General features: G+C 70.0%; 22 protein-coding genes. 16 read left to right on the top strand and 6 right to left on the bottom strand.

What is annotated here, in order from left to right; genetic code table 11:
- Positions 1-126 precede the first annotated feature (126 nt).
- From OH768_RS44985 to OH768_RS44970, 4 genes are all read right to left on the bottom strand, one after another.
- The gene (locus OH768_RS44985; RefSeq protein ID WP_406462530.1) at positions 127-1,200 is read right to left on the bottom strand and encodes an acyl-CoA dehydrogenase family protein; all 1,074 of its coding nucleotides are present in this window, start codon (positions 1,198-1,200) and stop codon (positions 127-129) included.
- The gene (locus tag OH768_RS44980) at positions 1,197-2,381 is read right to left on the bottom strand and encodes an acyl-CoA dehydrogenase family protein (RefSeq protein WP_406462529.1); all 1,185 of its coding nucleotides are present in this window, start codon (positions 2,379-2,381) and stop codon (positions 1,197-1,199) included. The genes OH768_RS44985 and OH768_RS44980 overlap by 4 nt, the downstream gene beginning before the upstream one ends.
- Positions 2,378-3,370, bottom strand: a complete 993-nt coding sequence (locus OH768_RS44975; protein ID WP_406462527.1) for an NADPH:quinone oxidoreductase family protein — start codon at positions 3,368-3,370, stop codon at positions 2,378-2,380. The genes OH768_RS44980 and OH768_RS44975 overlap by 4 nt, the downstream gene beginning before the upstream one ends.
- 105 nt (positions 3,371-3,475) lie before the next feature.
- Positions 3,476-4,054 (bottom strand): helix-turn-helix domain-containing protein, encoded by a 579-nt coding sequence (locus OH768_RS44970; RefSeq protein ID WP_406462525.1) that lies wholly within the window; start codon positions 4,052-4,054, stop codon positions 3,476-3,478.
- Positions 4,055-4,133: 79 nt separating this feature from the next.
- On the opposite strand from OH768_RS44970, the gene OH768_RS44965 reads away from it, so the two are divergent.
- The 8 genes from OH768_RS44965 to OH768_RS44930 all read left to right on the top strand — a co-directional run bounded on the left by OH768_RS44965 (position 4,134) and on the right by OH768_RS44930 (position 12,351).
- Positions 4,134-5,075: an NAD(P)/FAD-dependent oxidoreductase gene (locus OH768_RS44965; RefSeq protein WP_406462523.1), complete on the top strand. Its 942-nt coding sequence runs from the start codon at positions 4,134-4,136 to the stop codon at positions 5,073-5,075.
- A 29-nt stretch (positions 5,076-5,104) separates the two neighbouring features.
- On the top strand, positions 5,105-6,643 hold the full coding sequence (locus tag OH768_RS44960) for an ATP-dependent DNA ligase (RefSeq protein WP_406462521.1): 1,539 nt from the start codon (positions 5,105-5,107) through the stop codon (positions 6,641-6,643).
- Positions 6,640-7,110, top strand: coding sequence for an NUDIX domain-containing protein (locus OH768_RS44955; RefSeq protein ID WP_406462519.1), 471 nt, complete (start codon positions 6,640-6,642; stop codon positions 7,108-7,110). The genes OH768_RS44960 and OH768_RS44955 overlap by 4 nt, the downstream gene beginning before the upstream one ends.
- Before the next feature lie 74 nt (positions 7,111-7,184).
- A complete protein-coding gene (locus OH768_RS44950) occupies positions 7,185-8,570 on the top strand; it encodes an NADP-dependent succinic semialdehyde dehydrogenase (protein ID WP_406462517.1) in 1,386 nt (461 codons plus the stop codon).
- A 25-nt stretch (positions 8,571-8,595) separates the two neighbouring features.
- The gene (locus OH768_RS44945) at positions 8,596-8,832 is read left to right on the top strand and encodes a DUF6213 family protein (protein ID WP_317880821.1); all 237 of its coding nucleotides are present in this window, start codon (positions 8,596-8,598) and stop codon (positions 8,830-8,832) included.
- Positions 8,833-9,535: 703 nt separating this feature from the next.
- Entirely contained in the window at positions 9,536-10,600 is a 1,065-nt protein-coding gene (locus OH768_RS44940; protein WP_406462515.1) for a type III polyketide synthase, read from the top strand.
- Positions 10,601-10,607: 7 nt separating this feature from the next.
- Positions 10,608-11,822: a cytochrome P450 gene (locus OH768_RS44935; RefSeq protein WP_406462514.1), complete on the top strand. Its 1,215-nt coding sequence runs from the start codon at positions 10,608-10,610 to the stop codon at positions 11,820-11,822.
- 7 nt (positions 11,823-11,829) lie between these two features.
- Positions 11,830-12,351 carry a cupin domain-containing protein gene (locus tag OH768_RS44930; protein ID WP_019070914.1) on the top strand — a complete coding sequence of 174 codons (522 nt, stop codon included), beginning with the start codon at positions 11,830-11,832 and terminating at the stop codon, positions 12,349-12,351.
- Positions 12,352-12,380: 29 nt separating this feature from the next.
- On the opposite strand, the gene OH768_RS44925 is transcribed toward OH768_RS44930, so the two are convergent.
- Entirely contained in the window at positions 12,381-13,610 is a 1,230-nt protein-coding gene (locus OH768_RS44925) for an acyl-CoA dehydrogenase family protein (RefSeq protein WP_406462512.1), read from the bottom strand.
- Positions 13,611-13,781: 171 nt separating this feature from the next.
- Here OH768_RS44925 and OH768_RS44920 point away from each other — a divergent pair, with 171 nt between their 5' ends.
- Positions 13,782-14,426, top strand: a complete 645-nt coding sequence (locus OH768_RS44920; RefSeq protein WP_366321813.1) for a TetR family transcriptional regulator — start codon at positions 13,782-13,784, stop codon at positions 14,424-14,426.
- Positions 14,427-14,522: 96 nt separating this feature from the next.
- On the opposite strand, the gene def is transcribed toward OH768_RS44920, so the two are convergent.
- Positions 14,523-15,062 carry a peptide deformylase gene (def, locus tag OH768_RS44915; RefSeq protein WP_406462510.1) on the bottom strand — a complete coding sequence of 180 codons (540 nt, stop codon included), beginning with the start codon at positions 15,060-15,062 and terminating at the stop codon, positions 14,523-14,525.
- A 154-nt stretch (positions 15,063-15,216) separates the two neighbouring features.
- Between def and OH768_RS44910 the strand changes: the two genes are divergently transcribed.
- The 7 genes from OH768_RS44910 (at position 15,217) to OH768_RS44880 (ending at position 22,997) form a co-directional block, all read left to right on the top strand.
- A complete protein-coding gene (locus tag OH768_RS44910) occupies positions 15,217-16,455 on the top strand; it encodes a MurT ligase domain-containing protein (protein WP_406462508.1) in 1,239 nt (412 codons plus the stop codon).
- A gap of 29 nt (positions 16,456-16,484) precedes the next feature.
- Complete coding sequence (locus OH768_RS44905; RefSeq protein ID WP_406462507.1) at positions 16,485-17,213, top strand: type 1 glutamine amidotransferase; 729 nt, start codon at positions 16,485-16,487, stop codon at positions 17,211-17,213.
- Between the two features lie 190 nt (positions 17,214-17,403).
- Positions 17,404-18,429, top strand: coding sequence for a 6-phosphofructokinase (locus tag OH768_RS44900; RefSeq protein ID WP_406462505.1), 1,026 nt, complete (start codon positions 17,404-17,406; stop codon positions 18,427-18,429).
- Between the two features lie 104 nt (positions 18,430-18,533).
- Positions 18,534-19,484, top strand: coding sequence for a cytochrome c oxidase assembly protein (locus tag OH768_RS44895; RefSeq protein WP_406462504.1), 951 nt, complete (start codon positions 18,534-18,536; stop codon positions 19,482-19,484).
- Positions 19,485-19,602: 118 nt separating this feature from the next.
- Positions 19,603-20,937, top strand: coding sequence for a DUF6777 domain-containing protein (locus OH768_RS44890; RefSeq protein WP_406462502.1), 1,335 nt, complete (start codon positions 19,603-19,605; stop codon positions 20,935-20,937).
- A 25-nt stretch (positions 20,938-20,962) separates the two neighbouring features.
- Positions 20,963-22,825: a protein kinase domain-containing protein gene (locus tag OH768_RS44885; RefSeq protein ID WP_406462500.1), complete on the top strand. Its 1,863-nt coding sequence runs from the start codon at positions 20,963-20,965 to the stop codon at positions 22,823-22,825.
- 13 nt (positions 22,826-22,838) lie between these two features.
- The gene (locus OH768_RS44880) at positions 22,839-22,997 is read left to right on the top strand and encodes a hypothetical protein (RefSeq protein ID WP_019070924.1); all 159 of its coding nucleotides are present in this window, start codon (positions 22,839-22,841) and stop codon (positions 22,995-22,997) included.
- The last annotated feature ends 16 nt before the right edge of the window (positions 22,998-23,013 follow it).

Raw genomic sequence — 23,013 nt, 5'->3', positions numbered from 1 at the left:
CCCAACGAACCTGTACATGCCAGGAGTTGGCCGGACCGCCCACGCTTGTTCACTCCTTCGGCGGGAGCGCACGGAAAAGCCCGCCCCAGGTGGGACGGGCTTTCCGCAGACTTCACCTCATGGCGCTCAGGGGGCTTGCAGGTCGACCAGTTCCGCCAGTGCCTCGCGATGGGCGCCCGCCGTGCCGTAGGCGATGGAGTCGGCCTTGGCCCGCTTCAGGTAGAGGTGGGCGGGGTGCTCCCACGTCATACCGATGCCGCCGTGCAACTGCACGGCCTCCTCGGCCGCGTGGACGGCGACGGACGCCGCGTACGCCTGCGCGACCGCCACCGCCACGTCCGTGTCGTCACCGGTCGTGAGGGCGTCGGCCGCGTTCCGTGCGGCGGCCCGCAGGCTGACGACCTCCAGCCACAGCTGCGCGAGCCGGTGCTTGAGCGCCTGGAACCCGCCGACCGGCCGGTTGAACTGCTTGCGCTCCTTGAGATACCGGACCGTCTCCGTCAACGTCCAGTCCGCGACGCCCAGTTGCTCGGACGCGAGCAGCCCGGCCCCCGCCCGCAGCGCACGCCGCACGGCAGGCGCCGCGTCACCGATCCGGCGCCCCGCGGCCCCGTCGAACATCACGCGCGCCAGCGGCCGGGTCAGGTCCAGGGACACCTGCGGTACGACGGTCACGGCGCCCGCCTCGACGGCGTACAGTCCGCCGTCCTCGCCCGGCACCAGCAGCACATCGGCGGCGCCCGCGTCCGCGATCCCGGTCAACTCACCGTGCAAGGTGCCGTTTTCGAGCCGTGCGGCCTTGTGGGCGGCGCCCGGTGCGACGCTCAGGGAGACAGCGAGAACACCGATCCTGCGCCCCGACGCCAGCTCGGCGAGGAGGTCCTCGGCCCCGCACTCCAACAGTGCCTCGGTGGCGACGACCGCGCTCGTGAGGTACGGGACGGGGGCGACCGCGCGGCCCAACTCCTCCAGTACGACGGCGACTTCGCGGTGGGTGGCACCCTGGCCGCCCTGTGCCTCGGGCACCAGGAGGCCGGCCAGGCCCATGCCGTCGGCGAGGGACTTCCACAGGGACAGGTCGTGCGGGGCGTCCGACTCGGTGCGCGCGATGACGCTCGCCGCGTCGCTGTGGTCGGTGAGCAGGTCCCGGACGACGGCGCGCAGCGCCTCTTCCTCCTCCGAGTAGAGAAGATCTGTCATCGGGCCAGGTCCTTCCAGGCGACGTCCTTGTCGGTGCGCGGCTCGGCCGGGAGGCCCAGGACGCGTTCGGCGACGATGTTCAGCAGGACCTCGCTGGTCCCGCCCTCGATGCTGTTGCCCTTGGAGCGGAGGTAGCGGTAGCCGGCGTCGCGGCCGGTGAAGTCCACGAGTTCCGGGCGGCGCATGGTCCAGTCGTCGTACAACAGGCCTTCCTCGCCCCGGAGTTCGACCTCCAGGCCGCTGATCTCCTGGTTGAGGCGGGCGAAGGAGAGCTTCATGCCGGCGCCCTCGTGACCGGGCTGGCCCGCCACCAACTGCTGGCGCAGCCTCTCACCGGAGAGCCGGGCGACCTCGGCCTCGACCCAGAGCTTGAGGAGGCGCTGGTGGAGGTCGTGGGTGCGCAACTCCGGGCGCTCGCGCCAGGTCTGGCTGATCGGGCCGATCATGCCGCCCTCGCGGGGGATGCGCATGCCGCCGATGGAGACGCGCTCGTTCATCAGCGTGGTCTGCGCGACCCGCCAGCCGTCGCCGACCTCGCCGAGGCGGTGGGCGTCGGGGATGCGGACGTCGGTGAGGAAGACCTCGTTGAACTCGGCCTCGCCGGTGATCTGGCGCAGCGGCCGGACCTCGACTCCGGGGTCGGTCATGTCACAGACGAAGTAGGTGATGCCCGCGTGCTTGGGCACGTCCGGGTCGGTGCGCGCGATGAGGATGGCCCAGCGGGCGAGGTGGGCGCTGGACGTCCACACCTTCTGCCCGTTGACGATCCAGCCGTCTCCCTCCCGTACGGCCCGCGTGCCGAGCGCGGCCAGGTCGGACCCGGCGCCGGGTTCGCTGAACAGCTGGCACCAGACCTCCTCGCCGACCCAGAGGGGCCGTAGGAACTGCTGCTTCTGCTCCTCCGTGCCGTACTTCAGGATCGTCGGAGCGGCCATGCCGAGGCCGATGCCGATCCTGCGCGGGTCGTTGTCGGGGGCGCCCGCGGGCTCCAACTCGGCGTCCACGACGGCCTGGAGAGCCCGCGGGGCACCGAGGCCACCGAGGCCCTCGGGGTAGTGGACCCAGGCCAGTCCCGCGTCGAAACGGGCCTTGAGGAAGTCGAGGCGGTCGGTCTCCAGGGGTGGGTGCGCGGCCAGCAACTCGGCCGTGAGACGCCTGAGTTCGGCTGCGTCGATGGTCATGCGGCGGCTCCGTTCTCCGACGAAGTGTCCTTCAGCGACGGCAGGATGGTGACCCGGCCGGTCGTGACACCGTCGGCGACCCGCTGCACGGCGGCCGCGGCGCCGCTCAGCGGCACGCGCTCGCTCACCAGGGGCTTGATGACACCCCGGGCGGCCAGGTCGGTGAGCTGCTCGTGGCAGTGGAGGATCAGCTTCGGGTTCTTGGTGGCGTACAGGCCCCAATGCAGGCCCAGGATCGAGTAGTTCTTCACCAGGGCGTGGTTGAGCGACGGGCTCGGGATGGTGCCGCTCGCGAAGCCCACGACCACGATCCGGCCCTCGAAGGCGACGACCTTCGTGGACTGCGTGTAGGCGTCGCCGCCGACCGGGTCGTAGACCACGTCGGCACCGCGCCCGCCGGTGGCCTCCTTGACGGCCGCGACGACGTCCTCGGTACGCCGGTCGATCACGACGTCGCAGCCCAACTCCCGTGCCACGGCGGCCTTGTCGGCACTTCCGACGACGCCGATGACGGTGGCACCGGCGGCCTTGCCGAGCTGTACGGCGGCGCTGCCGACCCCGCCGGCGGCGGCGTGCACGAGCAGGGTCTCGCCGGCCTCCAGGTGGGCGCGCCGGTGGAGGCCGAACCAGCCCGTCTGGTAGCCGATGTGGAGCGCGGCCGTCTCCGCGTCGTCCAGCGAGTCGGGCGCGGGCAGCAGTCCGGCGGCGTCCGCGACGGCGTACTCGGCGAAACCGCCGTACGGCAGCGCGGGGTTGGCGATCACGCGGCGGCCGTCCTCGGTCTCGCCGCAGATCTCCACGCCCGGGGTGAACGGCAGCGGTGGCCTGACCTGGTAGTGGCCCCGGCACATCAGCACGTCCGGGAAGTTGATGTTCGCGGCACGCACCTTCAGCAGGACCTGGCCCGCACCGGGTGTCGGCTGCTGCACCTCCTCAAGGCGCATCGCCTCACTCGGCTCACCGTTCTGGTGCACTTGCCATGCCTGCATGCGGGGCCTCCACGGACTGCTCTGTCTTACCGGGCTCGATCGCATACTAAGCGGTCGCTTGCCGATCAGGGAACAGTCGCGTGTGTCACGAACCGTAGCGACACCTCACGCCCGCCGCGGCTTCGCCCGCACATGCATCCGCTCCCCCTGCGGCCCGAACAGACTCAGGAACTCCGCGGGCCCCTCTCCCGTGGACCCGAACCAGTGCGGCACCCGCGTGTCGAACTCGACGGCCTCCCCCGTCGCGAGCACCACGTCGTGCTCGGCGAGCACGAGCCGCAGCCGTCCGGACATCACGTACAGCCACTCGTAGCCCTCGTGCGTCCGCAGATCGGGTTCCTCCTGCCGCTGGGGCACCAGCACCTTGAAGGCCTGGAGTCCGCCCGGCTGGCGGGTGAGCGGCCAGTAGGTGCGGCCGTGCCGCTGGATCGGCTCGGCCCGCACCCGGGGATCGCTCACCCGCGGTGTCCCCACGAGTTCGTCCAACGGCACCTGGTGGGCCCGCGCGATCGGCAGCAGCAGTTCCAGGCTGGGCCTGCGCAGCCCGGACTCCAGCCGGGACAGCGTGCTCACCGAGATGCCGGTTGTCTCCGACAGCCCGGCGAGGGTCGCGCCCCGCTCCTTCCGGATCCGCCGCAGCCGCGGGCCGACCTCCGCCAGAACCTCGTCCGTGTCGTCGCTCATGACCGATATTGCAGTTTCGGCAAACACGTTTGTCAATACGGCAGGGATGGGGCGACCTTCGGGGGTGGAGGTGGTCACCATGACCGACACATACGAAGTGGTCGTCATCGGCGGCGGCGCGGCCGGGCTCTCCGCCGCGCTGGTCCTGGGCAGGTCCCGGCGTCGCACGCTGGTCGTCGACGCGGGCGAGCCGCGCAACGCGCCCGCCGCGCACATGCAGGGCTATCCGACCCGGGACGGCATGTCCCCCGCCGAGTTCCTGGCCCGGGGCCGCGAGGAGATCGCGCGCTACGGCGTCGAGCTGGTCCGGGACCGGGTGGTGGACGTCACCAGTGGCTTCGCGGTCACGCGGGCCGGCGGGGAGACCGTCCGCGCCCGGCGGCTGGTGATCGCCACCGGTCTCAAGGACGAGCTGCCGGCCGTCCCCGGAGTCGCCGAGCGCTTCGGCCGCGATGTGATCCACTGCCCGTACTGCCACGGCTGGGAGGTCCGCGACCAGGCGTTGGGCGTGCTCGCGACGTCGCCGATGGGGGTGCACCAGGCGCTGATGGTCTCGCAGTGGTCCAAGGACGTGACCCTGTTCCTGCACACGGTCGCCGAGTCCGAGCTGACGGACGACGACCTGCGCAGGCTGGCGGCTGCCCGGGTCGCCGTAGTCCCCGGCGAGGTCGCAGAACTGACCGTCGAGGACGACCGGCTCACCGGCGTCCGCCTCACTGGGGGTACCCCCTCTGGGGGAGGCACCACGCACCCCCGCGAGGCCGTGTTCGTCGCACCCCGCGCGATCCCGCAGACCGGCCTCCTGGAGAAGCTGGGCGCCGAAATGCAGGAGACCCCGTTCGGCGCGTACCCCGTGGTCGACCCGACGGGCCTGACGACCGTGCCCGGGGTGTGGGCGGTCGGCAACGCGATGGGCTTCGGCGAACAGGTCGTGAACGCGGCCTCCGCCGGCTACCGCGCGGGTGCCACGATCAACGGGGAGCTACTGATGACCGACCTCGACGCCGCCGTCCGGGTGTAGACCGCCCGCCTCCGTTGCACGATGGCTGCATGCTGCTGACCCGGCTCGCGCATGTGTCCCAGGAGGTCGCCGCCACCTCGGCGCGGTCCCGGAAGATCGCCCTGCTCGCGGAGCTCTTCCGGGACGCGGAGGCCGACGACGTCCCGATCGTCATCCCGTATCTGGCGGGCCGCCTGCCACAGGGCCGGCTCGGCGTCGGCTGGAAGGTGCTGAGCCAACCTGTCGATCCAGCATCGGAACCCACCCTGACCGTGCGCGGGGTGGACGCCCGCCTCACCGCTCTCGGCAAGGTGTCGGGCGCCGGCTCGCAAGCCGAACGGGCACGCCTGGTCGGCGAGTTGATGGGCGCGGCCACCGCCGACGAGCAGCGCTTCCTGTTCGGTCTGATCACCGGCGAGGTCCGGCAGGGCGCGCTGGACGCGGTCGCCGCGGAGGGCCTGGCGGAGGCGACCGGCACACCTCCGGCGGACGTACGGCGGGCGGTGATGCTGGCCGGTTCGCTCCAGACCGTGGCGGAGGCCCTGCTCGCCGAGGGCCCGGCCTCGCTCGACCGCTTCCGGCTGACCGTGGGCCGCCCGGTCCTGCCGATGCTCGCGCACCCCGCCTCCTCGGTCGCCGAAGCCGTCGAGAAGCTGGGCGAGTGCGCGGTCGAGGAGAAGCTCGACGGCATCCGCGTCCAGGTCCACCGCGACGGCGAGACCGTACGGCTCTACACCCGCACCCTCGACGACATCACCGACCGCCTCCCCGAACTCACCGCTGCCGCCCTGGAGTTGAACGGCAAGCAGTTCATCCTCGACGGCGAGGTCATCTCCTTCGACGAGGACGGGCGGCCCCGTTCCTTCCAGGAGACGGCGGGCCGGGTCGGCTCCCGGGTGGACGTGGCCACGGCCGCCGAGACCGTCCCCGTCTCCCCCGTGTTCTTCGACGCGCTGTCCGTCGACGGCCGCGACCTGCTCGACCTGCCGTTCGTCGAACGGCACGCGGAACTGGCCCAGTTGGTGCCGGAACCGATGCGCGTCCGCCGCACGCTCGTCTCCGGTCCGGAGGACATCCCCGCGGCGGAGGCCTTCCTCACCGAGACCCTCAAGCGCGGCCACGAGGGAGTCGTCGTCAAAGGCCTCGACGCCCCCTACAGCGCGGGCCGCCGGGGTGCCTCCTGGCTGAAGGTGAAGCCCGTCCACACCCTCGACCTGGTCGTGCTGGCCGCCGAGTGGGGCCACGGCCGCCGCACCGGCAAGCTCTCCAACCTCCACCTCGGCGCCCGCACCCCCGACGGCTCCTTCGCGATGCTCGGCAAGACCTTCAAGGGCATGACCGACGCCGTGCTGACCTGGCAGACCGAGCGCCTCCAGGAGCTGGCCGTGGAGAGCGACGGCCACGTGGTGACCGTACGGCCCGAACTCGTCGTAGAGATCGCGTACGACGGACTGCAGAGGTCGACCCGATACCCGGCCGGTGTCACGCTCCGTTTCGCCCGGGTCGTGCGCTACCGCGAGGACAAACGACCCGAGGAGGCCGACACCGTGGAGACACTGCTGGCCGCGCACCCGGAGGTGAAGCCGTGAGCGGGACGGGGAAGCGGAGCGCCGGGCTGCTGTTGTTCCGGCACACCGATCACGGTCTGGAGGTGTTGCTCGGGCATATGGGCGGCCCGTTCTTCGCGCGACGGGACGCGGGGGCGTGGAGTGTGCCCAAGGGTGAGTACGAGCCCGACGAGACCGCCTGGGACGCGGCGCGGCGCGAGTTCCAGGAGGAGCTGGGGCTCGCGCCGCCCGAAGGTGAGGCGATCGGGCTGGGCGAGGTGCGGCAGACCAACGGGAAGGTCGTCACCGCGTGGGCGATCGAGGCGGACCTGGATCCGGCGACTGTGGTGCCCGGCACCTTCCGGATGGAGTGGCCGCCGAGGTCCGGGCAGGTCCAGGAGTTCCCCGAGCTGGACCGGGTCGAGTGGATGGACCTCGAACGGGCACGGGCCGCCATCGTCAAGGCACAGGCCACGTTTCTCGACCGGCTGGCGGAGCACTCGGACTGAGCAAGCCCGTACGCGTTGCGGCCGTCCCCGCCACGCGGGAAGGTCGAAGCACAGCCCGCTCCAGGAGGTCAGCCATGCCCATCGCGACGGTCAACCCGGCCAACGGCGAGACACTCAAGACGTACGAGGCCATGGGTGACGAGGAGATCGAACGCCGGCTCCGGCTCGCGGATGCCACCTTCCGCACCTACCGGACGTCGGCCTTCGCCGAGCGCGCCCGGCTCATGCACCGGGCCGCCGACCTGCTCGAAGAGGACCAGCAGGACATCGGACGGATCATGACGACCGAGATGGGCAAGCCGGTCAAGCAGGCCCGCGCGGAGGCCGTCAAGTGCGCGAAGTCGATGCGCTGGTACGCCGACCACGCACAGGAACTGCTCGCCGACGAGGAGCCCGCCGCCTCCGACGTGAAGGACTCCGGTGCCTCCCGGGCACTGGTCCGCTACCGGCCGCTCGGCCCGGTGCTCGCGGTGATGCCGTGGAACTTCCCGCTGTGGCAGGTCATCCGCTTCGCCGCGCCCGCGCTGATGGCAGGCAACGTCGGCCTCCTCAAGCACGCCTCGAACGTCCCGCAGACCGCGCTCTACCTGGAGGACCTGTTCCACCGGGCGGGCTTCCCCGAGGGCGCCTTCCAGACCCTCCTGATCGGCTCCGGCGCGGTCGAGGACATCCTGCGCGACGAGCGGGTGAAGGCGGCCACCCTCACCGGCAGCGAACCCGCCGGGCGGGCGGTCGCGTCCGTCGCCGGGGACATGGTCAAGAAGACGGTGCTGGAACTGGGCGGCAGCGACCCGTACGTCGTCATGCCGTCCGCCGACATCGACCGGGCCGCGAGGATCGCGGTGACGGCGCGGGTGCAGAACAACGGGCAGTCGTGCATCGCCGCCAAGCGGTTCATCGTGCACACGGACGTCTTCGACGCGTTCGCCGAACGGTTCGTGGCCGGCATGAAGGCGCTCACTGTCGGTGATCCGCTGGCGGAGGAGACCGAGGTCGGACCGCTCGCGAGCGAACAGGGCCGCAGCGATCTGGAGGAACTCGTCGACGACGCCGTGGAGAGCGGCGCGACCGTGCTGTGCGGCGGCGAGCGGCCCGACGGAGACGGCTGGTACTACCCGCCGACCGTCCTCGCCGACATCACCCGCGAGATGCGCATCCACCGCGAGGAGACGTTCGGGCCCGTCGCCACGCTGTACCGGGTGGCCGACCTCGACGAGGCCGTCCTCGTCGCCAACGACACGCCGTTCGGGCTGAGTTCCAACGTGTGGACGCGGGACGAGGGCGAGGTCGACCGGTTCGTACGGGATCTGGAGGCCGGTGGGGTGTTCGTCAACGGGATGACCGCGTCCCATCCGGCGTTCCCGTTCGGCGGGGTGAAGCGGTCCGGGTACGGGCGGGAACTGTCGGGGCACGGAATCCGGGAGTTCTGCAACATCACCACGGTATGGCACGGAGCGTGAGCGTTCCGCGGCTACGATCCCCTGTGTGAACCGCGAAGTGACTCTGCCCCTGATCGTCGACGACCGCGGGACCTTGCAGGTGGCTGCGGCGGATGTCAGCAAGCTGCTCCGCACAGTGGGTGGTCGCTGGCTGCATCTTGTCGAGGCCGGCGAGGAGGGGCTTGATGAGGACACGGTGGCCGCGTTGACCATCGAGTTGGCGAAGTTGGCTGATCGGATTGACGTGGCTTGCATCGCCCATAGCAGTGGGGGGTCGTCGTAGTCGGGCGGGTGCGGGTTCGTTGTGGCTGCGCGCGCCCACGCGGCGGAGCCGCACATTGACACAGCCCCGCGCCCCTAGGGGGTTGCGCCCAGCGTGTTCCAGAACATCGCCTCGTAGTGCTTGAGCAGGGTGCTGTAGGTGTTCACCAGCCCCTCATTGGTCTCTCCCACCCTCGCCCTCGCCGCCTTCTCATCCAATTCCGGGGATGGCTCGGCGAAGAAATCGAAGAAGCCGCAGGCCTCCTCCGTGAAGCCATAGTGCCGGCGCAGCGCAACCGTGCCTCGTCCACACCGCACGCCTCCGCGAAGGCGATGAGCCGCTCCCCTGCCATCGCCTCGCCCTCCGCCAGGAACTCGAAGAAGTCGGCCGCCTCCGGAGTGGCCGTCTCGCGTTGCGCCAGATGCAGGAAAGCGCGGCGGTCGGCCGGGATCACCCGGTGTTGTTCCAGAGCCAGGATTGCGAGGGTTTCCCGGGGTGCGGCGCCGGTCTCGATCCGGGCTACCAGAGGGTTGGTGGTCATCGCGTCCTTCATCGGCCGGGGTCCGGATACTGATCCGACCTTTACACAGGGTCCCTGAATTGGAGTAGTCCGCCGAGAGATCGTCGCCTTCAAGGGTGATCGTGGGTGCACCACCCTCTGAGGTGAACCACCTTCTGACCGGGCGGGCGAAGGCCTTCCGGAAGGCGAAAGCAGGGACGGTTCATGGCGACTTTGTGCAAACCCTCGGTGTCGGTTCCCGAGCACGTGATCACGATGGAGGAGACGCTGGAGTTGGCGCGCTCCCGTCACGCGGACCACCCCAACCTGCCGCTGGCCCTCCGGCTGATCGAGAACACCGGTGTACGGACCCGGCACATCGTGCAGCCCATCGAGGAGACCCTCAAGCACCCCGGGTTCGAGGACCGCAACAAGATCTACGCGGCCGAGGCGAAGGCCCGGGTCCCGGCGGTGGTGCAGCAGGCGCTCGACGAGGCCGAGCTCCTCACCACCGACATCGACCTGATCATCTACGTCTCGTGCACGGGCTTCATGATGCCCTCGCTCACGGCCTGGCTGATCAACGAGATGGCCTTCGAGTCCACCACCCGGCAGATCCCCATCGCCCAGCTCGGCTGCGCGGCCGGCGGTGCGGCGATCAACCGGGCGCACGACTTCTGCACGGCGTACCCGGAGGCCAACGCGCTCATCGTGGCCTGCGAGTTCTGCTCGCTGTGCTACCAGCCGACCGACCTCAGCATCGGCTCCCTGCTCTCCAACGGGCTGTTCGGCGACGGCATCGCCGCGGCCGTGGTGCGCGGGCGGGGCGGCACGGGCATCCAGCTGGAGCGCAACGGGTCGTACCTGATCCCCAAGACCGAAGAGTGGATCATGTACGACGTCCGGGCCACCGGCTTCCACTTCCTGCTGGACAAGCGGGTGCCGGCCACCATGGAGCCCCTCGCACCGGCGCTCCAGGGCCTCGCGGGACTGCACGGCTGGGACGCGGCCGACCTGGACTTCTACATAGTCCACGCGGGCGGGCCCCGAATACTCGACGACCTGAGCAAGTTCCTCCAGGTCGACCCGCACGCGTTCCGGTTCAGCCGGGCCACCCTCACCGAGTACGGCAACATCGCCAGCGCCGTCGTCCTGGACGCGCTGCGCCGGCTCTTCGACGAGGGCGGCGCCGAACACCGGGCGCGCGGACTGCTCGCCGGGTTCGGACCCGGTATCACCGCCGAGATGGCCCTGGGCCGCTGGCACAACGACAACCGAGAGACGGCTTGAGTACGGCATGACTGACGAGACGCTCACCGAGACCCTGCCCCCGGTCAGGCCGTGGCCGGCCCTCGACCTGACCGGGGTGGACTTCGACCCGGTCCTCACCAAGCTGATGCGGGAGGGTCCGGTCAACCGGATCAAGCTGCCCAACGGTGAGGGCTGGGCGTGGCTGCTCACCCGGCACGACGACGTGCGGATGGTCACCAATGACCCCCGGTTCAGCCGCGAGGCGGTGATGGACCAGCCGGTGACCCGGCTCGCCCCGCACTTCATCCCGGCCCGTGGCGCGGTCGGGTTCCTCGACCCGCCGGACCACACGCGGCTGCGGCGCTCGGTCGCCCAGGCGTTCACGGCGCGCGGGGTGGAGCGGGTGCGGGAGCAATCCCGGCTGCAGCTCGACGAGTTGGTCGACGAACTGCTCCAGGACGGACCGCCGGCCGATCTCACCGAGACCGTGCTGAGTCCGTTCCCGATCGCGGTGATCTGCGAGCTGATGGGCGTGCCGGCGGCCGACCGGCACGGCATGCACACCTGGACCCAGCTCATCCTGTCCTCCTCGCACGGCGCCGAGGTCAGCGAGCAGGCCAAGGAGGAGATGGGCGCCTACTTCGGCGATCTCATCGGCCTGCGGGAGGGCAGCGACGGCGAGGACGCCGCCTCGCTGCTCGGTGCCGCCGTGGGCCGGGAGGAGATCACACTGGAGGAGGCGGTCGGGCTCGCGGTGCTGCTGCAGATCGGCGGCGAGGCGGTCACCAACAACAGCGGGCAGATGTTCTATCTGCTGCTGACCCGTCCCGATCTCGTCGAACGGCTGCGCGCCGAGCCGGAGTCGAGGCCCCAGGCCATCGACGAACTGCTGCGCTACATCCCGCACCGCAACGCGGTCGGGCTGTCCCGGATCGCCATGGAGGACGTGGAGATCAGAGGCGTGCGGATGCGGGCGGGCGACCCGGTGTACGTGTCGTACCTGGCCGCCAACCGTGACCCGGACGTCTTCCCCGACCCCGAGAAGATCGACTTCTCGCGCAGCCCGAACCCGCATGTCTCCTTCGGCTTCGGCCCGCACTTCTGTCCCGGCAACATGCTGGCGCGGATGGAGTCCGAGCTGCTGGTGGACGCGCTCCTTGACCGGTTGCCGGGGCTGCGGCTCGCGGTTCCGGCCAATCAAGTGCCGTTCAAGAAGGGCGCGTTGATCCGCGGTCCCGAGGCACTGCCCGTGACGTGGTGAGGTGCCGATGACGGCGACGGAGGGGCTGCTCGTGCCGCCGGGGCACGGCCGGATCGTACAGACACCCGCGCAGCACGTGACGTTCAAGGTGACCGGCTCGCACTCGCGGACGGCGTCCACCTTCGAGGTGGTGGTGCCGCCGGGGTTCGACGTCGGGGCCCATGTGCACACGCGCAGCGAGGAGTTGTTCTACGTGCTCGAAGGCGAGCTGGACGTGCTCGCCTTCGAGCCGCGCATCCGGACACCGGACAACTGGCAGCGCTGGGAGTCGAGTTCGGGCACCCGGGTGGTACGGGCGACACCGGGCACGGTGATCGTCGTACCGCCCGGTTGTCCGCACGCGTTCGCCAACCCCACGGAGACGCCCGCGAAGATGTTCTTCCAGGCGTCTCCGCCGCCCGATCACGAGCGGTATTTCGAGGAGCTGTTGGAGATCCTCGGGGGTGGGGGGCCGCCGGATCACGCGGCGATCGAGGAACTGAGGGCTCGTTATGACATCGAGCAGTTGACGCCTTTGAAACACCGGTAGTTGTTCGTCTACCGGGCCGCACCCGAAACTCAACGAATCGGCATTCCCGACAACGTCCTCGCGATCACCAGCCGCTGAATCTCACTAGTGCCCTCGAAGATCGTGTAGATCGCCGCATCCCGGTGCATCCGCTCGACCGGATACTCACGCGTGTACCCGTTCCCACCGAGGATCTGGATCGCCTGCCCGGTCACCTTCTTCGCCGTCTCGCTGGCGAACAGCTTCGACATCGAACCCTCGGCCGCCGTGAACTGCTTGCCGTTGACCGCCATCCAGGACGCGCGCCACACCAGCAGCCGGGCCGCGTCGATGGACGTACGCATGTCGGCGATCTGGAAGGCGACGCCCTGGTTGTCGATGATCGGGCGGCCGAACTGCTCGCGGGTCTTCGCGTAGTCGAGGGCGACCTCGTAGGCGGCGCGGGCCGTGCCCACCGCCATGGCACCGACCGCTGGGCGGGACGCCTCGAACGTGGCCATCGCGGCGTTCTTCACCCGCTCGCCGCCGCCCGCCTTGGCGCGCTCACGGGCACGGGCGAGGCGCTCGTCCAGCTTCTCCTTGCCGCCGAGCAGGCAGGAACCGGGGACGCGAGCGTTCTCCAGGACCACCTCGGCGGTGTGCGAGGCGCGGATGCCGTGCTTCTTGAACTTCTGCCCCTGGGACAGACCCGGCGTTCCGGCCGGGACGATGAAGGATGCGTGGCCCTTGGAGCCGAGGTCCGCGTCGACGACCGCGACGACGACGTGGACGTTGGCGATGCCGCCGTTGGTCGCCCAGGTCTTGGTGCCGTTGAGGATCCACTCGTCCTTGGCCTCGTCGTAGACGGCACGCGTGCGCATGGAGGCCACGTCGGAACCGGCGTCGGGCTCGGAGGAGCAGAAGGCGGCGACCTTCACATCGTTGGCGTCGCCGTACATCTGGGGAATCCAGGTGCCGATCTGCTCCTCGGTGCCGTTGGCGAGGACGCCGACGGCGGCCAGGCCGGTGCCGACTATGGAGAGGGCTATGCCCGCATCGCCCCAGAACAGTTCCTCCATGGCCATCGGGATGCCGAGGCCGGTGGGGTCGAAGTACTGCTGGGCGTAGAAGTCCAGGGAGTAGATGCCGACCTTCGCGGCTTCCTGGATTACCGGCCAGGGAGTCTCTTCACGCTCGTCCCATTCGGCGGCGGCGGGGCGGATGACGTCGGCGGCGAAGCCGTGCAGCCAGTCCCGCACCTCCTTCTGTTCGTCGTTGAGTTCCATGGTGAACTCGGCCATGACTCCTCCAGCAGCGCACTAGCATGTTACTTGCGGTAACGACAGAGTCTGTTACCGACGGGTAGGAAAAGTCAACTCCCGATGACGTCTCGGCAGCCCGTTCGAGGTGTGTGGCACGTTGAGTGTTAGTTTGCGCAGGCGTTACCGATTCAGCACGGGTGGGGAGAGACCATGGACACCACGCAGCGGACCGATCAGCAACGGTCCGCCGACCGCCGACGGCGCGAGCTGTTGGAGGCCGCGGACAGAGTGGTGCTGCGTGACGGCCCACAGGCCTCGATGAACGCGATCGCGGCGGAGGCCGGCATCACCAAGCCGATCCTGTACCGGCACTTCGGTGACAAGGGGGGACTGTACGCGGCGCTCGCCAAGCGGCACACGGACGCACTGCTGTCCTCGCTGCGGGCCGCGCTGGACGCACCCGCCGAGCGGCGGGAACGGGTCGAGGCCACGCTCGACACCTACCTCGCCGCGATCGAGGCGCTGCCTCAGGTGTACCGGTTCCTGATGCATCCCGTTGAGGGTGGGCAGACCGCGGACCAAGGGTTCGACACGGGGAATCACTCCGTTCCGCTGCTTCGGCGGATGGGGGAGGAACTCGCTCAGGTCATCGAGGAGCGGGTGGATCTCGGGCCCAACAGTCAGCAGCTCGCTCGGGTGTGGGGGCATGGGATTGTCGGGATGATGCACGCGGCGGGTGACTGGTGGCTTGGTGAACGGCCTTGTTCCCGGGCCGAGTTGGTGCGGAGTTTGGCTGATCTGTTGTGGGGCCGTCTGGCTGCCGCCGGGGACAGAGTGGGCGGTCCGGGGTTCTGACGGTCGTATTCAAAGTGCAGATGCGTGGGGGGGCTGGTCGCGCCCACGCGGCGGAGCCGCAAATCGATACAGCCCCGCGCCCCTGAGCAGCTCACCTCAGCGGTGCCATGAAGCTCGGCCCACCTGTCTCATCAGGCGGCTGTGGCGCCAGCCCGTCACGCGGTCCGCGTACACCTTCCCCTCCACGTGGTCGCACTCGTGCTGTAGGCAGCGGGCGAACCAACCCGTCCCGTGCACGGTGATCGGCTCACCGGTCACCGTGAAGCCCTCGACCACGGCGTGGTCGTAGCGCTCCGTTCCCGCCTCCAGGCCAGGCAATGACAGACAGCCCTCCGGGCCCCTCAGGACCACACCGTCCGTCTCGACCAGGCGTGGGTTCACCACATGGCCGAGGTGGCGGGTCTCCTCGTCGTCGGGGCAGTCGTAGACGAACACCCGCAAGGATTCGCCCACTTGGTTCGCGGCGAGGCCCACGCCCTGGGCCGCGTACATCGTCGCGAACAAGTCCTCTACGAGGCGGGCGAGTTCGGGGCCGAAGTTCGTCACCTCCTCGCACGGGGCATGCAGGAGGGGGTCGCCGAGCAGGGTGAGGGGACGGACTCGCCCGTGGGCGCCCGGGATGGAGCCGTATCGCATGGGCGCAAGGGTACGGTTCTCTACGGCGCACGCCCGCCGCGAGGCGTTCGCGGTGCCGCGGTTCGGGCACCGATAAGGATCTCGATAGGCTGAGGTCCACACCACGTTGCCGGAGGCAGAGGCGCGGCGCGTACGCAAGGAGGATCGAGAACTGATGGCAGGCAACTCGGACCCGCTCACGCCGCGGGCCAAGCTGGCCGTGACGGCGGGCAAGGCGGTCGCGGCGGCATCGCGTGCCGCGGGGCGGGGCAGCGGATCGGTGATCGGCGGCCGAGTGGCACTCAAACTCGACCCCGACCTCCTCGCCCGGCTCGCACAGAGTCTGGATGTGACTCTGGTCTCGGCCACCAACGGCAAGACCACGACCACGCGATTGATCGCCGAAGCCCTCGGGGCTGCCGGACCGGTCGTGTCCAACGCGCTCGGTGCCAACATGCCCGCCGGTATCACCTCGGCGCTGGCCGGCGGCTCGGACGCCAAGTTCGGTGTCATCGAGGTCGACGAGAAGTACCTCGCCGGCGTCGCCCGTGACACCGACCCCAAGTGCATCGCGCTGCTCAACCTCTCCCGCGACCAGCTGGACCGCGCGGCCGAGACCCGCATGCTCGCCGAGAACTGGCGTGAGGGGCTTGCCGGTTCGAAGGCCGTTGTCGTCGCCAACGCCGACGACCCGCTGGTCGTGTGGGCCGCGTCCTCCTCCCCCAACGTGATCTGGGTCGCCGCCGGTCAGATGTGGAAGGACGACGCCTGGTCGTGCCCCTCGTGCGGTGGCGTGATGCAGCGGCCCGGTGACGACTGGTTCTGCGGTGAGTGCGGCTTCCGGCGGCCTACGCCGAGTTGGGCTCTCTCCGGGGATCATGTGCTTGACCCGCACGGGTCCGCCTGGCCGATCCACCTCCAGCTCCCGGGACGCGCCAACAAGGCCAACGCCGCGTCCTCCGCCGCCGTCGCCGCCGTGTTCGGGGTGCCGCCGCAGGTCGCCCTGGAGCGCATGTACCGCGTGCAGGCCGTCGCCGGGCGCTATGACGTCGTCCAGTTCATGCAGCGCGACCTGCGGCTGCTGCTGGCGAAGAACCCGGCGGGCTGGCTCGAAACGTTCAGCCTGATCGATCCGCCGCCGACCCCGGTGATCCTCTCGGTGAACGCGCGCGGCGCCGACGGCACCGACACCTCCTGGCTGTGGGACGTCGACTACACCCGGCTGACCGGTCACCCCATCTTCGTCGTCGGCGACCGCAAGCTGGACCTCGCGGTCCGACTGGAAGTGGCCAACCAGCACTTCCAGGTCTGCGACAACCTCGACCAGGCCGTGCAGCAGGCCCCGCCCGGCCGGATCGAGGTCATCGCGAACTACACCGCGTTCCAGGACCTGCGCCGCCGCGTCGGCAACTGAGACCCAGAACCCCCAGAGGACGAATGACCATGAGCGACAACCAGCTCCGTCTGGTGTGGATCTACCCCGACCTGCTGAGCACCTACGGCGACCAGGGCAACGCCCTTGTCGTGGAACGCCGGGCGCGGCAGCGCGGCCTCGACGTGGCCCGGCTGGACGTGCGCAGCGACCAGCCGATCCCGACCTCGGGCGACATCTATCTCATCGGCGGCGGCGAGGACCGCCCGCAGCGGCTCGCGGCCGAGCGGCTGCGCCGGGACGGCGGCCTGCACCGGGCGATCGGCAACGGCGCGATCGTCTTCTCGGTCTGTGCCGGCTACCAGATCCTCGGCCACGAGTTCATCAACGACCTCGGCCAGCGCGAGCCCGGTCTCGGTCTGCTCGACGTGGTGTCGGTGCGCGGCGAGGGCGAGCGCTGTGTCGGCGACGTCCTCGGCGACATCGACCCGCGCCTGGGCCTGCCCCCGCTGACCGGTTTCGAGAACCACCAGGGCGTCACCCGTCTCGGCCCCTCCGCGCGCCCGTTCGCGCAGGTGCGGCTCGGCAAGGGCAACGGCACGGGCGACGGCACCGAGGGCGCGTACAACGACACGGTGTTCGGCACCTACATGCACGGGCCCGTGCTCGCCCGCAACCCGCTGATCGCGGACCTGCTGCTGAAGCTGGCCCTCGACGTCAACGCGCTGCCCCCGATCGACGACCGCTGGTACGAGGCGCTCCGCAACGAGCGCATCGCCGCAGCTCAGCAGCCCGCCTGAACCCGCGGTACACCTCCTCTTCGGGTGCCGGAAACCAGCCCGTCTGACGGCTCGTCCGCGCAGGTGAGCGGGGTCGTCCAGCAGGCGGACGCACGCTACGAACCCGCCCCCTTCTGCCGTTAGGGTGGCGGGGTTCGTACCGGACAGCGTGGTCCGGTTTCGGTCCACGTTGAGAAGGTTCTTTCGGGCTATGCGCATTGGTGTCCTCACGTCCGGCGGCGACTGCCCCGGCCTGAACGCCGTCATCCGGTCCGTCGTGCACCGCGCCGTCGTGGACCACGGCGACGAGGTCATCGGCTTCCGGGACGGCTGGAAGGGCCTCCTGGAGTGCGACTACCTCAAGCTCGACCTCGACGCGGTGAGCGGCATCCTTGCTCGCGGCGGCACCATCCTCGGTTCCTCCCGTGTCCAGCCCTCCCATCTGCGGGACGGCGTGGAACGGGCCCGGGGCCATGTCGAGGAGCTCGGCCTCGACGCGATCATCCCGATAGGTGGCGAGGGCACACTCAAGGCCGCCAAGCTGATGTACGACGCCGGACTCCCGATCGTCGGCGTCCCCAAGACCATCGACAACGACATCGCCGTCACGGACGTCACCTTCGGCTTCGACACGGCCGTCGGTGTCGCGACCGAGGCGCTCGACCGGCTCAAGACGACCGCCGAGTCCCACCAGCGCGTCCTCGTCGTGGAGGTCATGGGCCGCCACACCGGCTGGATCGCACTGCACTCCGGCATGGCGGCCGGCGCACACGCCATCGTCGTACCTGAACGCCCCTTCGACATCGAGGAGTTGGCCGCACGCGTCGGCGAACGCTTCGAGGCGGGCAAGCGGTTCGCGATCGTCGTCGCGGCGGAGGGCGCGAAGCCGCGCGTGGGCTCCATGGAGTTCGACGAGGGCAAGAAGGACGTCTACGGCCATGAGCGCTTCGCGGGGATCGCGCGGCAGCTGTCCCTCGAACTGGAGGAGCGGCTCGGCAAGGAGGCGCGGCCGGTGATCCTCGGGCACGTTCAGCGTGGTGGTACCCCGACCGCCTACGACCGTGTCCTCGCGACCCGGTTCGGGTGGCATGCGGTGGAGGCCGCGCATCGCGGGGAGTTCGGAAAGATGACCGCGCTTCAGGGGACGGACATCGTGATGGTGCCGTTGGCGGACGCGGTCGAGACTCTGAAGACCGTGCCTGCTGATCGGTACGAAGAGGCTGAGTGCGTGCTGTAGCCCGTACCTGAGCGAAACTGCCCCCGGTCATGATCCTGACCGGGGGCAGTTCTAGTCTGTGTGCGGACAGACTTGCACAACCCCCACGAATCAGGAGCCGTCCGATGGATCACGGCGGGCACGGCATGACGATGGATCTGCCGCCGTTCACGTTGGGGCGCGGGCTCGACTGGTCGGCCGACCCGTTCTTCCTCACGGCCTGTCTGGTCGGGCTGGGGCTGTACGGCTGGGGAGTCGTGCGGCTGCGGCAGCGAGGGGACTCGTGGCCCGTGGGGCGGACGATCTCGTACGTCATCGGTGTGCTGACCGTCGGGCTCGTGATGTGCACCAAGCTCAACGACTACGGCATGGTCATGTTCAGCGTGCACATGGTGCAGCACATGATCATCAGCATGCTGTCGCCGATCCTGCTGCTGCTCGGCGCCCCGGTCACGCTCGCACTGCGGGCGCTGCCGCCGGCAGCCAGGGGGCGCAAGGGGCCGCGCGAGCTGCTGCTGATGTTCCTGCACAGCCGGTACATGAAGATCATCACGCATCCCGCGTTCACGATCCCGCTGTTCATCGCGAGCCTGTACGCGCTGTACTTCACGCCGATCTTCGACTTCCTGATGGGCTCGAAGACCGGGCACATCGCGATGATGGTGCACTTCCTCGCCGTGGGTGTGGTGTTCTTCTGGCCGATCATGGGCGTGGACCCGGGGCCGAACCGGCCCGGTTATCTGATGCGGATGCTGGAGCTGTTCGCCGGGATGCCGTTCCACGCGTTCTTCGGCATCGCGCTGATGATGGCGTCGGAGCCGATGGTCGAGACGTTCAAGCACCCGGCCGCCTCGCTCGGCATCGACGCGCTCTCCGACCAGAACGCGGCCGGCGGTATCGCCTGGGCGTTCAGCGAGATCCCCTCCGTCCTGGTGCTGATCGCCCTGCTGTTCCAGTGGTACGGCTCGGAGCAGCGGCAGGCCAAGCGGCAGGACCGGGCCGCCGACCGGGACGGCGACAAGGAACTCGAGGCGTACAACGCCTATTTGGCCTCATTGAACACACGAGGCAATTGAACGCACGCGGCTCACTGAACGGGAATTTCGTTCAGTAGCATAAAGCGCGATGGGGGAACCGCGACCGGGGGGAGCGGTAATGACATGTCGCGCGGTTGTGCAAAGGACCGGAATTGCGGTGATCCGCAGGATCGCCGCGCTGCTCGTCTGCGTCCTGGTCGTGAGTGGATGCGGCGGGGGCGCACATACGTTCGTCGTAAAGGCGGTCGCCGTCGGAGTTCCGTCGCTCGCGCCTTTCTTCGACGAGAAACAGGGACTGGGCCACGACGCCGAGGTCCGCTCGCTGCCGGTGCGGGGCACCTTGCAGCAGGGGGACACACCCGGCCTGTACGGGGGCACCAGGCAGCCGACCATCTGTGACGTGGCGAAGCTCAAGAGGTTCCTGACCGATCCCGCGAACCACCAGAAGGCGGTGGCGTGGTCGTCCGTGCCCGGTATCAGCACGGACGAGATCCCGGGCTATCTCGACCGGCTCACACCCGTACTCCTGCGTCACGACACTCTCGTACAGAACCACGACTACAAAAAGGGAAAGGCCACGCCCTACAACTCCCTTCTCCAGTCGGGAATCGCGATTCTCGTCGACGAGCAGGGGGAACCCGCCGCGAAGTGCTCGTGCGGAAATCCGCTGCGCCCGTTCAAGGGCGACGCGGGGAGGATTTCCGTCAAGTTCGCGGACGGCAACAAGAAGTGGCACGGATATGAGCCGTCCTCGGTGGTGGCCGTGCGTCCGGCGCCCCGGACGATGGAGCGGCTGGCCCTCGTGGACGTCGACGATCCCGACGTCGGCATCACACGTCCGGTCGGTACGACGGGCAGGCACGACACCACCTTCGACACCCGGCGGCAGCACGCGGTGCCGAACCTCATGGGGGCGACGTTCGGGGAGGCGCGGCGGCAACTGGTGAGCGGTGGGCTGGCCGTGGGGTACGGAGGGAGCGCGGCGCCGTCCGACGAGGCGCGGGTCACCGCGTCTGATCCGCCGGCGGGGACCGAGCTGCGGTTCGGGCAGTACGTGACGCTGACCGTGTCCGGCGGGACGAGCGGAGGGGCGACGTCCACTCCCCCGTCTCCGACGACCTCCGGGCCGACACTGGGCCCGCCAACGTCCACGGCACCACCCTCCACGTCCCCGACAGCACCGCCCACGACCTCCTCTCCGCCTGCCTCACCGTCCTCGTCGCCGCCTCCGTCCTCACCCACGAGCGAGCCGCCGCCGTCGAGCAGTTCGCCGCCGAGCAGTTCTCCTACGACCGGTTCGCCCTCGGTGGTGACCAGTTCGCCCGTGACAAGCCCGCCGGTCACCACCAGCGCGGCGCCCGTGACAAGCGTCCCGGTGACCAGTAGCGCGCCCGTCACCAGCAGCGCCCCCGTGACGAGCAGCGTGCCGGGCACGAGCGAACCGGTCACCAGAGACCCCGTGACCGGCACCCCCACCACGACCGAGACATGACGCGGAACCGGGAGGGGGACACCGGATGCCTCAGGGATCGCCGACGTCGGGCGTGGGCCGGGTCATCGCCGGCCGCTATCTCCTGCTGAACCGGCTGGGCAGTGGAGGCATGGGACATGTGTGGCTCGCACATGACCAGCGGCTGGTCTGCGAAGTCGCGCTCAAGGAGATCGTGTTCAGCAACCCGGCCTTCGCCGACGCCGAGCGGGAGGCCCGGGTCGCGCGCGCCCAGGCCGAGGCCCGGCACGCGGCGGGGCTGCGCGGCCACCCCCATGTGGTGACCGTCCATGACGTGCTGGAGCACGACGGACTGCCGTGGATCGTCATGGAGTACGTGGCGGACGCCGTCGACCTGCGCGACCTGGTCGGCCGGCAGGGCCCGCTCGCCCCGGCGGAGTGCGCCCGCGTCGGTCTCGCCGTACTCGACGCGCTGACCGCCGGACACGAACGGGGCGTCATGCACCGGGACGTGAAACCGGCGAACATCCTGCTCGCGCCGGACCGCACGGGTTCGCCGTACGCGCGGGTCCTGCTCACCGACTACGGCATCTCGGTGCAGCCGGACGCCGGGGAGACGCGGTACACGCTGACGTCCGTGCTCGTCGGCACTGCGGGCTATCTGGCGCCGGAGCGGGCCACGGGCGGGCCGCCGACGGCCGCCGCCGACCTGTTCTCGCTGGGCTGCACGCTGTACCACGCGGTCGAGGGCCACGGCCCCTTCACCCGCGAGTCGCCGCTCGCGGAGGTCACCGCCGTGGTCATGGAGGACCCGCTGCCACCGGCCCGCGCGGGCGCGCTGGCACCGGTGATCCACGCGATGCTGGAGAAGGATCCGCTACGGCGGATTCCGGCGGCGGAGGCGGAGGCGGCGCTGTCGCGGATCGTGACGCCGCAGACCGAGGCGGAGGCGTACGCCCGGACCCAGACGGACCTGGGTTCGGAGTCCCCCTGGGAGGGCCGGCCCGCGCCGGTGCCGGTGGCGGTGCCGACGCAGGCCTCGCCGCCGTACGGCTACGGGGTCCCGGCGTTCCAGCCCTCCCCCGCCGGTCGGCGTCGGCGGCCTCGCCCCCGGGTCCTGCAGTCCGTCCTGGCGGGGCTGCTCGGGCTCGCTCTCGCCCTGGGCGGTGTCTGGTACGCGATGGCCCACCAGCCGCCCGGCAAGGACACCGGCACGAACAGCCCGCCGTACGGCACGGCCGTCGGGCTCTCCGCGCCGCTCAAGGACGGCGACTGTGTCACCGCCGACTGGCCGGGCGGGCACCTCTCCCAGGGGACGCCGCGGCTCGCCGTGGACGCCGGCTGCCGGAACTCGGTGCCGGACGGACAGGTGATGGCGTTCGTGTCCACCGCGTCCGCGGCCGAGGCGCGGAAGGTCGGCGCCGACCGGTGTGCGCAGCGGACGCAGGAGATCCGGGAGAAGCTCGCGGACGTGCGGGGCTACGCCGTCGTACCGACCGACGCCGGTTTCGACGCGGCCGGACACCGCACCGCCTGTCTGGTGCTGGGCGCGCACGGGCCGGTCTACGGGCCGCTCGGCGGCCACCGCACCCTCGGGTCGGCGTTCGCGGACACGTCGACCATGCAGAAGCGGGACTGTCTGGACGTGCCCTCGAACCGGGCGGCGAGTCTGGTCTCCTGCGCCGGCAAGCACGATCAGGAAGTGGTCGGGTTCACCCGGTTGGGCGCGGACGTCACGCTGGCCCAGGCCCGCACGCGCTCGGACGCCGCGTGCGCGCGGGACGTCCCGCCGGCCGACTACGGCTTCGATCCGTCGGTCTACCAGGCCGCCTCCTGGACCAGTGAGGGACCGTGGAAGTCGGGCACTCATTTCGTCGTGTGCGCCGTGCGGAAGCAGAACGGAGGCACCATGGAGGGGGACGAACCATGAGGAGGGTGTCGCGATGCCCGGTTCCACGAAGACCATGGGGGTGATCACCGTCGGCGGGCTGGTGGTGGTGACGGCCTACACGGTGGCGCTCGGCAGCAACGGCTGGCTGTGGTTCGGCTGGGTCGTGCTGGGGCTCATCACCCTGGGGATGGTGGCCACGCGCAGCACCTGAGGCGCGCTGCCGCTCA

Source organism: Streptomyces sp. NBC_01622 (genome assembly GCF_045209635.1).
GTDB lineage: Bacteria > Actinomycetota > Actinomycetes > Streptomycetales > Streptomycetaceae > Streptomyces.
This window is presented reverse-complemented; position numbering and strand designations above follow the sequence as displayed.

Bases quoted from the DNA above. Each gene is read 5' to 3' on its own strand.
- OH768_RS44900 (WP_406462505.1), top strand. From the start codon at position 17,404: ATGCGCATTGGTGTCCTCACGTCCGGCGGCGACTGCCCCGGCCTGAAC.
- OH768_RS44910 (WP_406462508.1), top strand. From the start codon at position 15,217: ATGGCAGGCAACTCGGACCCGCTCACGCCGCGGGCCAAGCTGGCCGTG.
- OH768_RS44930 (WP_019070914.1), top strand. From the start codon at position 11,830: ATGACGGCGACGGAGGGGCTGCTCGTGCCGCCGGGGCACGGCCGGATC.
- def (WP_406462510.1), bottom strand. From the start codon at position 15,062: ATGCGATACGGCTCCATCCCGGGCGCCCACGGGCGAGTCCGTCCCCTC.
- OH768_RS44940 (WP_406462515.1), top strand. From the start codon at position 9,536: ATGGCGACTTTGTGCAAACCCTCGGTGTCGGTTCCCGAGCACGTGATC.
- OH768_RS44985 (WP_406462530.1), bottom strand. From the start codon at position 1,200: ATGACAGATCTTCTCTACTCGGAGGAGGAAGAGGCGCTGCGCGCCGTC.
- OH768_RS44980 (WP_406462529.1), bottom strand. From the start codon at position 2,381: ATGACCATCGACGCAGCCGAACTCAGGCGTCTCACGGCCGAGTTGCTG.
- OH768_RS44960 (WP_406462521.1), top strand. From the start codon at position 5,105: ATGCTGCTGACCCGGCTCGCGCATGTGTCCCAGGAGGTCGCCGCCACC.
- OH768_RS44925 (WP_406462512.1), bottom strand. From the start codon at position 13,610: ATGGCCGAGTTCACCATGGAACTCAACGACGAACAGAAGGAGGTGCGG.
- OH768_RS44880 (WP_019070924.1), top strand. From the start codon at position 22,839: ATGCCCGGTTCCACGAAGACCATGGGGGTGATCACCGTCGGCGGGCTG.
- OH768_RS44935 (WP_406462514.1), top strand. From the start codon at position 10,608: ATGACTGACGAGACGCTCACCGAGACCCTGCCCCCGGTCAGGCCGTGG.
- OH768_RS44970 (WP_406462525.1), bottom strand. From the start codon at position 4,054: ATGAGCGACGACACGGACGAGGTTCTGGCGGAGGTCGGCCCGCGGCTG.
- OH768_RS44885 (WP_406462500.1), top strand. From the start codon at position 20,963: ATGCCTCAGGGATCGCCGACGTCGGGCGTGGGCCGGGTCATCGCCGGC.
- OH768_RS44950 (WP_406462517.1), top strand. From the start codon at position 7,185: ATGCCCATCGCGACGGTCAACCCGGCCAACGGCGAGACACTCAAGACG.
- OH768_RS44895 (WP_406462504.1), top strand. From the start codon at position 18,534: ATGGATCACGGCGGGCACGGCATGACGATGGATCTGCCGCCGTTCACG.
- OH768_RS44965 (WP_406462523.1), top strand. From the start codon at position 4,134: ATGACCGACACATACGAAGTGGTCGTCATCGGCGGCGGCGCGGCCGGG.
- OH768_RS44920 (WP_366321813.1), top strand. From the start codon at position 13,782: ATGGACACCACGCAGCGGACCGATCAGCAACGGTCCGCCGACCGCCGA.
- OH768_RS44975 (WP_406462527.1), bottom strand. From the start codon at position 3,370: ATGCAGGCATGGCAAGTGCACCAGAACGGTGAGCCGAGTGAGGCGATG.
- OH768_RS44905 (WP_406462507.1), top strand. From the start codon at position 16,485: ATGAGCGACAACCAGCTCCGTCTGGTGTGGATCTACCCCGACCTGCTG.